The sequence below is a fragment of the Kitasatospora sp. NPDC059795 genome (assembly GCF_042732175.1).
Lineage (GTDB): Bacteria > Actinomycetota > Actinomycetes > Streptomycetales > Streptomycetaceae > Kitasatospora.
This window is the reverse complement of the sequence record NZ_JBHWID010000001.1, coordinates 262,008-274,224: the sequence shown is the minus strand read 5'-3', so window position 1 is coordinate 274,224 and position 12,217 is coordinate 262,008. Positions and strand designations below refer to the sequence as shown.

At 73.4% G+C, this 12,217-nt stretch carries 12 protein-coding genes and 1 pseudogene; 3 read left to right on the top strand and 10 right to left on the bottom strand.

What is annotated here, in order from left to right; genetic code table 11:
- Positions 1 to 56 precede the first annotated feature (56 nt).
- A complete protein-coding gene (locus ACFV4P_RS01280; protein WP_380466020.1) occupies positions 57 to 1,160 on the bottom strand; it encodes a serine hydrolase domain-containing protein in 1,104 nt (367 codons plus the stop codon).
- 80 nt (positions 1,161 to 1,240) lie between these two features.
- Entirely contained in the window at positions 1,241 to 2,020 is a 780-nt protein-coding gene (locus tag ACFV4P_RS01275; RefSeq protein ID WP_380466018.1) for a helical backbone metal receptor, read from the bottom strand.
- A 238-nt stretch (positions 2,021 to 2,258) separates the two neighbouring features.
- On the opposite strand from ACFV4P_RS01275, the gene ACFV4P_RS01270 reads away from it, so the two are divergent.
- A complete protein-coding gene (locus tag ACFV4P_RS01270; protein WP_380466016.1) occupies positions 2,259 to 2,765 on the top strand; it encodes a hypothetical protein in 507 nt (168 codons plus the stop codon).
- A 66-nt stretch (positions 2,766 to 2,831) separates the two neighbouring features.
- Here the strand turns inward: ACFV4P_RS01270 and ACFV4P_RS01265 are convergent, their stop codons facing one another.
- Both ACFV4P_RS01265 and ACFV4P_RS01260 read right to left on the bottom strand, forming a co-directional pair.
- Positions 2,832 to 4,364 (bottom strand): ATP-binding protein, encoded by a 1,533-nt coding sequence (locus tag ACFV4P_RS01265; RefSeq protein WP_380466014.1) that lies wholly within the window; start codon positions 4,362 to 4,364, stop codon positions 2,832 to 2,834.
- Complete coding sequence (locus ACFV4P_RS01260) at positions 4,354 to 5,040, bottom strand: response regulator transcription factor (RefSeq protein WP_380466012.1); 687 nt, start codon at positions 5,038 to 5,040, stop codon at positions 4,354 to 4,356. The genes ACFV4P_RS01265 and ACFV4P_RS01260 overlap by 11 nt, the downstream gene beginning before the upstream one ends.
- A 127-nt stretch (positions 5,041 to 5,167) precedes the next feature.
- Here ACFV4P_RS01260 and ACFV4P_RS01255 point away from each other — a divergent pair, with 127 nt between their 5' ends.
- Positions 5,168 to 6,547 carry a DUF2079 domain-containing protein gene (locus ACFV4P_RS01255; protein ID WP_380466010.1) on the top strand — a complete coding sequence of 460 codons (1,380 nt, stop codon included), beginning with the start codon at positions 5,168 to 5,170 and terminating at the stop codon, positions 6,545 to 6,547.
- A gap of 45 nt (positions 6,548 to 6,592) precedes the next feature.
- On the opposite strand, the gene ACFV4P_RS01250 is transcribed toward ACFV4P_RS01255, so the two are convergent.
- Positions 6,593 to 7,813 carry a PucR family transcriptional regulator gene (locus tag ACFV4P_RS01250; protein WP_380466008.1) on the bottom strand — a complete coding sequence of 407 codons (1,221 nt, stop codon included), beginning with the start codon at positions 7,811 to 7,813 and terminating at the stop codon, positions 6,593 to 6,595.
- 311 nt (positions 7,814 to 8,124) lie between these two features.
- Between ACFV4P_RS01250 and ACFV4P_RS01245 the strand changes: the two genes are divergently transcribed.
- Positions 8,125 to 8,559 (top strand): SsgA family sporulation/cell division regulator, encoded by a 435-nt coding sequence (locus ACFV4P_RS01245; protein WP_380466006.1) that lies wholly within the window; start codon positions 8,125 to 8,127, stop codon positions 8,557 to 8,559.
- Here ACFV4P_RS01245 and ACFV4P_RS01240 read toward each other — a convergent pair.
- The 5 genes and pseudogenes from ACFV4P_RS01240 to ACFV4P_RS01220 form a co-directional block, all read right to left on the bottom strand.
- Positions 8,549 to 8,881: pseudogene (locus ACFV4P_RS01240) on the bottom strand (transposase); the annotation flags it as partial. The gene ACFV4P_RS01245 and the pseudogene ACFV4P_RS01240 overlap by 11 nt on opposite strands.
- A gap of 25 nt (positions 8,882 to 8,906) precedes the next feature.
- Positions 8,907 to 9,554, bottom strand: coding sequence for a hypothetical protein (locus ACFV4P_RS01235; RefSeq protein ID WP_380466004.1), 648 nt, complete (start codon positions 9,552 to 9,554; stop codon positions 8,907 to 8,909).
- 285 nt (positions 9,555 to 9,839) lie between these two features.
- Positions 9,840 to 10,700 (bottom strand): ABC transporter permease, encoded by an 861-nt coding sequence (locus ACFV4P_RS01230; RefSeq protein ID WP_380466002.1) that lies wholly within the window; start codon positions 10,698 to 10,700, stop codon positions 9,840 to 9,842.
- A complete protein-coding gene (locus ACFV4P_RS01225) occupies positions 10,660 to 11,505 on the bottom strand; it encodes an ABC transporter ATP-binding protein (RefSeq protein WP_380466000.1) in 846 nt (281 codons plus the stop codon). The genes ACFV4P_RS01230 and ACFV4P_RS01225 overlap by 41 nt, the downstream gene beginning before the upstream one ends.
- On the bottom strand, positions 11,502 to 12,020 hold the full coding sequence (locus ACFV4P_RS01220) for a MarR family winged helix-turn-helix transcriptional regulator (protein ID WP_380465998.1): 519 nt from the start codon (positions 12,018 to 12,020) through the stop codon (positions 11,502 to 11,504). The genes ACFV4P_RS01225 and ACFV4P_RS01220 overlap by 4 nt, the downstream gene beginning before the upstream one ends.
- Positions 12,021 to 12,217 lie beyond the last annotated feature (197 nt).

Below are 12,217 nucleotides of genomic sequence, written 5' to 3'. Positions count from 1 at the left end.
CGCATCCGCTCAGAGGTCGAGGTCGAGGGCGGGGGCGGGGGCGGGGGCCTGGGTCCTCAGGCGGTGGCGGCCTCGGCGATCAGGGTGCTGAGCTGGTCGGCGGTGGTGGCGGGGCCGGGGAAGAACCGGTTGCGGGTGAGGGCGAAGGCGAGGCCGGTGGCGGGGTCTGCCCAGGCGGTGCTGCCGCCCATGCCGGGCATGCCGAAGACGGTGAGGGTCCGGTGGGGGTCGGCGCCGGGGCGGCCGAGGTTGTAGCCGAGGGCGCGGGGCGCCGGGAAGCCGATCATGCGGTCGGTGTCGGCGGTGGCGAGGGCGGTGATCTCCCGCAGGCGGGCGTCCGGGACGAGGCGGACGCCGTCCACCTCGTCGAGGAGGGCGGCGTACATCCGGGCGACGGCGCGGGCGGACATCGTGCCGCCGGAGGGGATGTCGGAGCCGAGCACGAGCGGGTTGTTGCCGTAGTCCGCGCCGGGGGTGAGGGCGGGCGGGGTGGCCTTGAAGAGCGGCAGGTCGGCGGGCATGGCCGCCATCGCCTCGGCGCTGCCGGGCGCGTCCACGAGCCGGGCGATCCGGCCGAGTTCGGACGCGGGGACGCCGAAGTACAGCTCGTCGGCGATGCCCAGCGGCGCGGCCACCTCTTCCCGGAGCACCTGCGAGATCGGCCGGCCGGTGGCCCGACGGACGACTTCGCCCAGCACGTATCCCCAGGTCACGGCGTGGTAGCCGGTCGCGGTGCCGGGTTCCCACCAGGGTTCGGCGTCGGCGATCAGCGCGCACATCGCGTCCCAGTCGGCCAGGTCGGGGACGGTGAGGTGGGCGGGGACGGCGGGCACGCCGATCGAGTGGGTCAGGGCGTGCCGCAGGGTCGCCTTCTGCTTGCCGTGCGCGCCGAACTCCGGCCAGAGGTCGACGATCGGGGTGTCGTACCCGAGGACGCCGCGTTCCGCGAGGACGTGCACGACGGTCGCCGTCACCCCCTTGCCGGTGGAGGCGGCGAAGAACGGGGTGTCGGGGGTGACCGGCCGGCCGGTGGCCGGGTCGGCGACGCCGGCCACCGCGTCCACCACCGGCCGGCCGTGCCGGTACACGGCGACCTGGATGCCCAACTCCTCGCCCGAGGCGACGAGCAGGTCGATGGTCCGTTGCACGAGCTGCTGCATGACGGGGTGGCCCTCTCGGTTCTCGACTGCGGTGCTCACGGGCACCGTTCACCCGACAGTCGGACCCGCCGAGGGGATCTCTACACCGTCCCGGCGGCGAGTTGGGCGGCGAGGACGGCGGGGGCGTCGGCCAGCGAGGGCCCGTACCAGGTGAGGCGGCGGCCGTCGAGCAGGGCGTACGGGAGGCCGGGGAACGCGTCGGGGCCGTCGGTGGCGGTGAACCGGTACGGCTCGTCCGGCAGGGCCAGCAACTCGGCTCCCGCATCGAGGAGTTCGGCGAGCGGGACGCGCGGGTAGCGGCCCGACCGGCCGGCCGTGACGACGGTGACGCCGAGGCGGCGGAGCAGGTCGGCGGCGAAGGTGTCCGCGCCGAGAACCATCCACGGCCGCCGCCAGATCGGCACCACCGCCCGCACCGACGCCACCGGCGCCGGCACCTCCGCCCAGGCCTGCCGCGCCGACAACAGCCAGGCGGGCTCCGGCAGTTGGCAGGCGTCGACGAGGAGCCGGCGCAGCGAGTCGAGCGCCTGGTCGAGGTCGCGGATCCGGGTGGTCCACACCGCCGCCCCGGCGGCCCGGAGCGCGGCGAGGTCGGGGGCGCGGTTCTCCTCCTCGTTGGCGATCACCAGATCGCCACGGAGCGTGACGATCCGGGCGACGTCGGGGTTCTTGGTGCCGCCGATCCGGGGCACGTCCAGGCCGGCGGGGTGGGTGCACCAGTCGGTGGCGCCGACCAGCAGGCCGGGGGCGGTGGCGGCCACCGCCTCGGTGAGCGAGGGGACCAGCGAGACGATCCGGCGGACCTCTCCGAGCCGGACCGCGCTCCCCTCGTCGTCCGTCAACTCCCTTGTCACACGCATGAACACCACTCTACCCGCCGCCGTCCGAGGGTCACCCGGCCGGGACGTGACGGCGTTGTTCGGCGACCGCCCCAGAGCCAATCAGACGTACACGGATTTTTGGGTCGCTCTCGCCGCGCGCCTCCTCGACGGCTGGCCTAGCGTGAGTCTCGCCCCGGTCGGTTGCGGGGATCCACAGGTGGGCGCCCCCCTGTCAATCAATCACTCTCAGTCACACCCTCAGTGAAAGTGGAACGACATGGCATTCGGAAAGATGCTCAGCGCCATCGGTGTCGCCTCGGCTCTGGCCCTGACGACGGTCGGCACGGTCGGCTCCGCCGCCTTCGCGGCGGACACCGCGGCCCAGCCCGCGGTCAAGCCCGCGGTTCAGCCCGCGGTTCAGCCCGCGGCCCAGACCAACCCCATGACCTCGGCCCTTCCTGTGATCTCCGCCGCGAACAACACCGCGGCCGCCAACGAGGTCCAGACCCCCTCGGTCACGCTGGCGCAGCCGAACAACCTCCCGTCCGTGCACTCCGACGGGACGGCTCAGGGCATCGCCCCGCTCAACCTGGTGTGCGGGAACTTCTCCTTCAACGGGCCGAGCTTCACCGAGACCTGTAACGGCCCGCTCTGGCAGCCCTTCATCGACTGCTCGGACGGCAACCGCTACGTGTCCACCGTCCTCTTCTCCGGCCAGTTCCGCGTCCGCCTGACCTGCCCGGTCGGCGTGGCGGTCGCCGGCGGCGCCTTCGACCTGTCGTAAGCACCGGTGCGGTGAATCCGGCCGCCGGCCATGCCCCCTCGGGCACGGCCGGCGGCCCTGCGGCGTCTACCGCGAGCCGCCCGCCACCGGCAGTCGCACCACCAGCCGTGCGCCGGGCAGCCGGCCGGGCGCTGCGGCGACGGCCGTGCCGCCGAGGCCGTGGGCGATGGTGCGCACCAGGGCGAGGCCCAGGCCCGCGCCGCCGCGGCCCCGGTCACGGGCGTCGTCCAGGCGGACGAAGCGCTCGAAGACCCGCTCCCGGTCGGCGGCCGGGATGCCCGGTCCGTCGTCCTCCACGGCGAGTTGCGCCCATCCGTCGGCGACGGTGAGCGTGACCGCGACCCGGCCGTCCGCGTGCCGGGCCGCGTTGTCCAGCAGGTTGCGCACCAGGCGGCCCGGCAGCAGCTCGCCGCCCGCGAGCACCGCCTCGGCGAGCTCGCTCTCGTACGTCAACTCTCCTTCGCCGTACTGCCGTTCGGCGAGCTGTTCGGCGATCACGTCGTGCAGGTCGACGGCGCCGTCGATGCCGTCGGCGGCGCGTTCGGCGGCGCGTTCGGCGCGGGCCAGCAGCAGCAGGTCGTCGGCGAGGTCCTGGAGCCGTTCGGTGTCGATGAGCGCCCCGCGCACCACGGCCGGCCAGTCGGCGGTGTCCGGGCGGGCCAGCGGCACTTCGAGTGAACTGCGCAGCACGGCAAGCGGACTGCGCAGTTCGTGCGAGGCGTCGGCGACCAGTCGACGCTGTTCGTCCAGGGCCTGCTGGAGCCGGTCGAGGGTGTCGTTGGTGGTGCAGGCCAGCCGGTGGATGCCGTCCCTGGCGCGCGGCACGGGCACGCGTTCGTGGAACGCGCCGCCGCGCACGGCGGCCATCTGGCGCCGGATCGACTCCACCGGGCGCAGCGCGACTCCGGTGGCGAGCCAGGCGACCAGCGCGACGAACAGCGAGGTGAAGGGGGCGACCACGGCGAGCAGGAGGCCGGTGACGACGTCGGTGGTCTCGTCGGCGACGGTCGGGTCGATCAGGACGTAGAGGGTGAGCTGCTGTTCGGGCATTTCGGGAGCGGGCCGGCGCCCGTCCGGGACGAGCAGGGCGAGTCGTTCGCTGCTCACCGGCTCGGTGAGCGTGCGCAGGAAGTGGTAGGTGCGGGGCGCGGGCGAGGCCAGCCGGTAGTAGGGGGAGAGGCCGGCCGGGTAGCGGACGGCGACGGCCTCGACGGGGTACGCGGGCTCGGGCGGCAGGGCGGCGCCGCTCGCGGGCTTCGCCCGCCGCAGGGGTGTCAGGACCAGCGCGGGGTCGTCGTCGCGGTGGTCCGTCAGGAAGTCCCCGGCGAGCCACTCCCCGTCCTCGGTGAGCGCCACGTACGGCTGGCCGCCCAGGAGTTCGCCGTCGGCGCCGTCCCGGATCCTCGCCTGGAGGTTGCGCATGGCGTCCATCGCACTGATCTCGGCCTCGCGGTAGAGGAGGGCGTGGACGCCGTCGCCGACCAGCGGCGCGGCGACCACGAACGCGAGCACGGAGGCGACCAGCGCGGCCACGGCGGCCCGGGCCCGGACGCCGAGGGCGGGCCACCAGCGCCACCAGCGCCGGCGGTCAGCCGACATCGGCGGGCGACGGGGTGAGCCGGTAGCCGATGCCGCGGACGGTGTCGATCCGGGCGTGCGCGCCGGCCCGGTCGAGTTTGCGGCGCAGCGCGGCGATGTACACCTCGACGATGTTGAGGTCGCCGCGGAAGGCGGAGTCCCAGACGGCGTCCAGGATGTCGGTCTTGGGGACGGCCTGGTCGGGGCGCCGCAGCAGGCACTCCAGGACGCCGAACTCCTTGGCGGTGAGGCGTAGTTCGGCGTCGGCGACGGTGCAGCGGCGGGCCGCCGGATCGATCCGCAGGTCGGCGGCGGCGAGCACGGCGGGCCGGCCGGCCGCGCCGCGGCGCAGCAGGGCGCGGAGGCGGGCGGTGAGCACCACGAAGGAGAACGGTTTGCCGAGGAAGTCGTCGGCGCCGCAGTCGAGGGCCTCGGCCTCGTCGTATTCGCCGTTCTTCGCGGTGAGCATGAGTATCGGCACGGAATTCTCCTCGGCCCGCAGGCGTCGGCAGATCCGGAAGCCGTTCAGGCCGGGCAGCATCACGTCGAGCACCACCAGGTCGTACGTTCCGGAGCGGGCCAGCTCCAGGCCGCTCGGGCCGTCGGCTGCCACGTCGACGGCGTAGCCCTCGGCGCGCAGGCCCTGGCTGAGCGACCGGGCCAGCCTTTCCTCGTCCTCGACCATGAGTAGGCGCATCGGGCCAGCGTAATTCAATTCGGGCGTCCGAAAAGGACGTTGACCGATGTGCCGGTTTTCTCCTGGCTGAAGAAATCCTCAGCTTCTTTCAGAATCGGCTCAGCAGGCCTTTCCTAGCGTCGTCCGGGTGCGAATACTCTCCCGGGTCCGTCCGTGCTGGCTGCCGGTGCTGCCGGTGCTCCTGTTCCAGTTGGCGTTGTCGTTGCCCCGGCATTGGCGGATGCAGACCAACGGTTTCGACCTCGGCATCTTCGAGGAGGCGGTGCGCGGTTACGCGTATCTCGGGCCGCCGGTGGTCACGTTGAAGGGCGCCGGTTATGTGCAGCTGGGCGACCACTTCAGCCCGGCGCTGGCCGTGCTGGCGCCGTTCTACCGGCTGTGGCCTGCGCCGGAGACGCTGCTGGTGGCGCAGGCGGTGCTGTTCGCGCTGTCGGTGGTGCCGGTCACGGACTTGGCGGTGCAGTGGCTGGGGCGTTCCCGGGGCGTCCTGGCCGGGCTGGCGTACGGGTTGTCGTGGGGGTTGTGGCAGGCGTCGCTGTTCGACATGCACGAGATCGCGCTGGCCGTCCCGCTGCTGGCGTGCGCGACGGTCGCGCTGGCGCGCGGGCGGTGGCGGGCGGCGGTGTGCTGGGCGCTGCCGCTGCTGCTGGTGAAGGAGGACCAGGGACTGCTGCTGGCCGGCGTCGGCGGCTACGTCCTGCTGGTGGGCCGCCGGCGGGGGCTGGGCGTGGCGACGCTCGCGGCGGCCGTCCTCGGCACGCTGCTCACCGTGCTGGTGCTGATCCCGGCCGCGAACCCGCTGGACGCCTGGTCGTACGGTGCGACGGCGGCGCCCGGCGGCGGCGATCCGCTGACGCGGCTGCTGTGGCCCTCCGACAAGTGGTGGACGCTCGCCGCGCTGCTCGCGCCGACGCTGCTGCTGGCGCTGCGTTCGCCGCTCGTACTGCTGGCGGCGCTGCCGTTGGCGGCCCGCTACTGGTCGTCCAACCCGGCGTACTGGAGCATCGGTTGGCACTACAACGCGGTGCTGATGCCGATCGTCTTCGTGGCCGCGCTGGACGGCCTGCGCCGCCTGCCCGCCCGGCCGGCGCTTCGGTTCGCGCCCGCCGCGATGCTCCTCGTGGCGCTGTGCGCCGCCCCGACGCCCGACCTCTCGCGGCCCTCCGCCGACGTACTGACGGCCCGCCAGGTGCTCGCCACCGTGCCGGACGGCGCGCGGGTCGCCGCCGCCAACCGCCTTGCCCCGCAGCTGACTTCACGCTGCACCGTGTCGCTCTTCCCGTACCTCACCTTCCCCTCCGACGCCGGCTCCACCCGCCTCTCCCCCGACGACCGCCACCCCCTCTTCCGCCCCGTCGCCGAATGGGCCGCCACCCTCGACACCCCCGACGGCTTCCCCACCCCCACCCCCGCCGACCTCACCGCCCAGAACTCCCTCGCCACCGCCGGCTACCACCCCGTCGCCCAGGGCGCAGGCATCACCGTCTGGCACTGGCAACCGAGTTGACGCCACCCCAGGAAACGCCCGCCTGCCACGGACGCGGGCAGGAGGTCACTGCAAGGGGTCGCGCACCACTCCCGGGAGGTGCAGGACGGCTTGCAGGGCGACGTACAACTCGGCGGAGTCGAGGCGTCGTTCGAAGTCGCGGCCGGAGAGCTGTTCGATTCGGCGGAGTCGGTAGCGGATGGTGTTGGGGTGGCAGTGCAGGAGTTTGGCGGCCCGGTCGGCGGAGCCGTCGACGGTGAACCAGGTGGACATCGTGGTGAGCAGCTGGTCGCGCTGCCCGTCGGGAAGGTCGAGCAGGCGGCCGAGCACCTGGTTGCCGATCCGGGAGGCGGTGGAGGGGGCGGAAGCGACCAGCATCGGCAGCGGGTTGGCGTCGAACAGGGTGACGGTCTCGTCGGGGCGGGCCGCGCTGGCCACCGCGACCTGGGCGAGGTGCAGCGCCTGCGGGGTCCGGTCGAGGCGGGTGTAGCAGGGGCTGACGCCGGCCCGGCGGACGGCCTGGCTGCGCAGCGCGTCGACGAGTTGGTCGATCGCGGCGGCGGCGCGCAGCGAGACGATGCCGATGTGCGCGTCGGGGGTGAGCCGCCAGGCGGAGCCCATGTCGTGGGCGCGCAGCGCGGGTTCGATGTCGGGCAGGGCGTGCCGGGCGAGGCCGGGGGCGTGCGCGACGACCACCGCGAAGGTGCCGTCGTACGGGAGGGTGAGCATGTCGGCGGCCTCCAGCACGGAGCCGGGGTTGCCCATGCCGCCGCGCAGCACGACGTCGACCAGGGCCGAGCGCTCCTGGTCGCGACGGAGCATCAGCAGGGCGGCGGCCCGGTTGAAGGCGTTGGTCATGGCGGTGGTGGATTCCTCGTTGAACCGCCAGACGTCGGTGGCCATCTGCACGAGTTCGGCGCTGGTGGCGAGGCCGTGGCGGAGCGACTCGGCGGCCATGGTCTCCCACAGGTGGGCGAAGCCGATCCGGAACGCGGACTGCACGGTGGCCAGCGGGACGCCCTGTTCGGCGCGCCGGCGGCCGGTGCGGCGCGGGGCCTCCAGGCTGAGGCCGTCCTCGTGGGCGAGCCGGCGCAGGGTGAACTCGATGTTGCTGCGGACGGATTCGCCGAGGTCGCCGGCGGGCAGCGGCCCGGCGGTGCGGTACACGCTGATGCTGTCGCGGATCCGCCGGACCGTTTCCTCGGTCAGCCACGGCAGTCGTTCCAGCAGGTGGCCGGCCAGTCGCGCGGCGGAATCCACCGGCGCCTCGGTGAGTCGGGTGACCATGCGGTGAGCCTAGGCGGCGCACGGCGGCGCGTGTGCTCGGCACGGGGGCGCGCCGGTCGCCGGGCACGCCCTCAGGTGCCTCTCGGGGCATTGACGGAACGGTCGTTCGAACGGTGAATCAGGGCGCGGGACTTGACGCTCCGTCAGCCCTTCGGCCCTCGGTGTTTGTCCCGGCCCACAGGTGGCGGCGGCCCCGGCTGTCGAGCGCGACAGCGTTGGCGTCCACGGCCCGGGGCATGCGCGGGGCGGCTCTACTCTCGGGGCAGTCCCGCCCGGAGCCGCCGGGGCGGCCCGAATGGAAAGACACCGCGATGGAGAGCCCCGCCGAGCTGTGCCTCGATCTGGTGCTGGATCTGCTGCTGTCGCCGGAGGAGGCGTTCCCCGTCCCGGCGCAGCTGCGGTACTCCGCCGACGACCCGTACGCGGTGCACATCGCGTTCCACATCGACTCGGCGCAGCCGATCGGCTGGTACTTCGCCCGGGACCTGCTGCTGCACGGCCTGCTGCGGCCGACCGGCCTGGGCGACGTCCGGATCTGGCCGACCGTGGTGGACGGCCGCCGCACCGTCACCCTGATGCTCTGCTCGCCCGACGGGGACGCCTTCCTGCAGGCCCCGGCGGCACGGCTGGCCTGCTGGGTGCGGCAGACACTGCGACTCGTCCCGCCCGGCGGCGCGGCCGAACGAGACCGGGTGGACCACGCGCTGGACGCCCTGTTCGCAGCGAACGGCGCCCCGGAGGCGTAGGGCCTGTCCGGCGGGCGCGGCCGGCGATCCGGTCGCGGCGTTCGGGGATGGTCGCCCTGATCCGCCGGCGCCGCAGCAGCCGGCGGATCCTCCGCGAGGAGTAGGCCTTGTCGACCACGACCCGGTCCGGCCTGGTCCTCGGCCGCCCGCTCCCGACGCGCGGGCCGGGCAGGTCACGCCACGGGGCACCCGTGCGCAGCCGCCACAGCACCCCGTTCACCACCTGCCGGTGATCACGCCAAGGACGCCCGGCACCGTCCCGCCACGGCAGCAACGGCTCAACCCGAGCCCACGCGGCATCCGTTGCCTCTCCCCGACCCACCGCAAGATCAACTATGAGACACGGCCTAGCCGGTCAGCCGGAGTTGAAGCCCGCAGCCGCCGGGCCGGTCGTCGGTGTCGATGCGGATGGAGAATTCGCGGTCGTTGGCCACGGGGCTGAAGGTGCCGCTGTCCGGGCCGGCGTTCCCGCACTGGGCGCGGTCGCCGTCCGAGAAGTAGTTGACTCCGAGGCCGATGCTGGTTGGACTCGACAGCGCGAACGTCAGAACGCATCCGCCCGGCCGGTTGTCGGTGTCGATCCGGATGCTGGGGCCGAAGACCCGGGACGTCTTGCTGATCGCCATCCGATGGGTGCCCGGGTTTCCGCACTGCGCAGGATCGCCGCCGGGAGTGGCCTCGAAGGTGTACGTGTAGGACGAACTCGACAGCAGATCGTCCGGGTCGAAGATACCGAACGCGAGCCGACAGCCGCCGGGGCGGGAGTCGGTGTCGAATCGGATCGGTTCGGTCCCGTCGAATTCGTTCGCCCACTGTTCGCCTGTTCGTCCACCGCACTGGCCGGGATCGCCGTCGGGGTTGAACTGGATGCCGAGCTGAGGGAAAGGGATCAGTTCGGTGCGAGCCCGGGCGAGGGGTGCCGGGGCAACGCTGACGGCGGCCACCGTTGCGGTGGCGGCGGAGAGCAGCAACACCCGCTGCGTGATGCTCTTCACGGCATCGATTCCCTTCGTGCGGAGAGCAAGGTTTCCGGAGTGCAGAATTCCGGCACTCCGGAGACCCCAAACCCGCCACCGGGAAGTAAGGGGACACTCCGTCCGAATGGTCCAGCACCAGCTTTTCCCGCCCACCACCGACGTCCGGCGACGGCCGACGGGCCTGGTAGTACGGCTCAGTCCTCAGCCTCGGATCGGCCCGGCCCGGCCCGGCCCGCAGCGACGGCGGCGGCGCGGTCGCTCGTCATCCGGCCACGCTCGTGATCGCCAGGACATCACCTGGGCTCAGCGGGCCAGCCGGCCGAGCAGGCCGGACGCGGCGGTGATCCCGACGACGGTGGCGAGGGCCAGCACCCCGAAGTCCAGCGCCAGGTGCGACGGGGTGCCGATCAGCAGGCCGCGCAGCGCGTCCACCTGGTAGCTGAGCGGGTTGGCCCGACTGACCGCCTGGAGCCAGCCGGGCATCAGGTCGACGGGGTAGAGCGCGTTGGAGCCGAAGAACAGCGGCATGGTGATGGCCTGGCCGATGCCCATGAGCCGGTCCCGGGTGAGCACGATCCCGGCGATGGTCATCGACAGGCAGGAGAAGAACGCCGAGCCGAGGATCACCGCGACCGCAACTCCCGCCAGCCGCAGCGGATTCGCCGTCATGCCGACGCCGAGCAGCGCGGCCAGCACCACCACCACGGCGGCCTGGACGACGGCCTTGACCCCGGCGGCGAAGGCCTTCCCGGTGACCAGCGCGGCCCGTGGGGTGGGGGTGACCAGCAGCTTGGTGAGGACGCCGGCGTCCCGCTCCCAGATGATCATGATGCCGTAGAAGATCGCGACGAACATCGCGGACTGGGCGATGATCCCGGGCGCCAGGTAGTCCAGGTACGGGATGCCGCCGGTCGGAATGGCCTTCAGCCGGGTGAAGGTCTCGCCGAAGATCAGCAGCCAGAGCGCGGGCTGGACGGCCCGGGTGTACAGCTCGGTGCGGTCGTGCCGGAGCTTCTGCAGCTCGACGGCGCACATCGCGACCACCCGGGCGGGCACCACGCGCCACCCGGTGCGGGCTCGCGGCGGCACCAGCAGCAGGCCGAATTCGGGGCCGGCCGCGGCCTCAGCCGACGCGGCTCGCGGTGCGGCGGGTACGGCGGACATCTCCGAAGTCTCCTTCCTTGGCGTCGGTCAGCGTGCGGCCCGAGAAGTGCCGGAACACGTCGTCGAGGGTGGGCGCGGCCAGCGCCGGGTCCTCGACCGTCACCCGGGCCTTCAGCTCGGCGGGCGTGCCGAGGGCGCGGATCCGGCCGCGATCCATCAGCGCGACGCGGTCGCAGTGCCGGTCCGCCTCGTCCATGTAGTGGGTGGTGACCAGGACGGTCATGCCGGTGGCGCGGCGCACCGCGTCCACCCGGTCCCAGACGCCGGCCCGGGCGATCGGGTCCAGCCCGATGGTCGGCTCGTCCAGCACCAGCAGGCGCGGGGCGCTGACCAGGGCCTGGGCGAGTTCGAGGCGGCGCACCATGCCGCCGGAGTAGGTGCCGGCCATCCGGTCGGCGGCCTCGGTCAGGTCGACGGCGGCCAGCGCCTGGGCGACCCGTTCGGACCGTTCGGCGCGGGCGACGTCGTAGACCCGGGCGAACAGTTCGACGTTCTCCCGGCCGGTCAGCCCCGCGTCGGCGGACAGTTGCTGCGGGACATAGCCGAGCAGGCGGCGCACCGCGCTGCGGTCGGTGGTGCAGTCGTGGCCGAACACCGCGACCATGCCGCGCGCGGTCGGCAGCAGGGTGGTGATGGCGCGGATCGTGGTGGTCTTGCCCGCGCCGTTCGGCCCGAGCAGCCCGAACACCTCGCCGGCCCGCACCGTCAGGTCGATGCCGTCCACCGCCCGGGTGCCGGTCTTCTTCCGGCCGTGCTCGAAGGTGTACGTCAACGCGCGGCACTCGACCGCGGCCCGGTCGTTCATACGATCGCTCTCCCGTCGCCCGCACCAACCGCCGCACCCACGCCCGCTCCCACGTCCGCTCCGAGGTCCGCACCCACGTCCGCTCGACCGCGCAGGCCGGTGGCGACCGCCCGCAGCGCGGGCATCGCCTGCGCCAGTGCGGCCCGCTGGTCGGCGGGCAGGTCGGCCAGCACCTCGGCGACCAGCGCGGTGCGCCGGGCCCGCCAGTCGGCCAGCCGCCGGGCGGCCTCCCCGGTGGCGTACAGCAGCGCCGCCCGCCGGTCGGTCGGGTCGGTCTCCCGGCGCAGCAGGCCCTGCCCGACCAGCTGGTTGACCAGGGTGGAGACCGAGTTCCCGGCCAGGAACAGCTCCTCGGCGGCGTCCGAGACCCGCAGGCCGGGGCTGTCCACGACCAGCCGCAGCAGCTCGACCTGGGCGCCGCGCAACGGCGGGTGGGCCAGACCGGAGCGCAGCCGGCGGCGGATCAGCCGTTGGATGCCGACCAGCAGGGCGGAGAACTCCTCGACGTCGTCCACACTTTCGAGGTTAGCTCTGAGTGAGAGGTATTCGGGAGGGTGCGGCGGGCAAAACCCCCGCCAAGAACGGCCGCGGGCAAGAACGGCCGCGGGCCGGCCTCCCCGGTGGGTGGCCCGCCCACCACAGCGTGGGCCGGGGTGGCGGGGGGGCGGGGTTGAGGGGCGTCGGGGTTAAGCTCAACAGTACGTTTTGGAGT

What these genes read in the sequence shown, in the direction of transcription:
- ACFV4P_RS01280 (WP_380466020.1), bottom strand. Translation starts at nt 1,160, where the DNA reads ATGCAGCAGCTCGTGCAACGGACCATCGACCTGCTCGTCGCCTCGGGC.
- ACFV4P_RS01275 (WP_380466018.1), bottom strand. Translation starts at nt 2,020, where the DNA reads ATGCGTGTGACAAGGGAGTTGACGGACGACGAGGGGAGCGCGGTCCGG.
- ACFV4P_RS01270 (WP_380466016.1), top strand. Translation starts at nt 2,259, where the DNA reads ATGGCATTCGGAAAGATGCTCAGCGCCATCGGTGTCGCCTCGGCTCTG.
- ACFV4P_RS01265 (WP_380466014.1), bottom strand. Translation starts at nt 4,364, where the DNA reads ATGTCGGCTGACCGCCGGCGCTGGTGGCGCTGGTGGCCCGCCCTCGGC.
- ACFV4P_RS01260 (WP_380466012.1), bottom strand. Translation starts at nt 5,040, where the DNA reads ATGCGCCTACTCATGGTCGAGGACGAGGAAAGGCTGGCCCGGTCGCTC.
- ACFV4P_RS01250 (WP_380466008.1), bottom strand. Translation starts at nt 7,813, where the DNA reads ATGGTCACCCGACTCACCGAGGCGCCGGTGGATTCCGCCGCGCGACTG.
- ACFV4P_RS01245 (WP_380466006.1), top strand. Translation starts at nt 8,125, where the DNA reads ATGGAGAGCCCCGCCGAGCTGTGCCTCGATCTGGTGCTGGATCTGCTG.
- ACFV4P_RS01230 (WP_380466002.1), bottom strand. Translation starts at nt 10,700, where the DNA reads ATGTCCGCCGTACCCGCCGCACCGCGAGCCGCGTCGGCTGAGGCCGCG.
- ACFV4P_RS01225 (WP_380466000.1), bottom strand. Translation starts at nt 11,505, where the DNA reads ATGAACGACCGGGCCGCGGTCGAGTGCCGCGCGTTGACGTACACCTTC.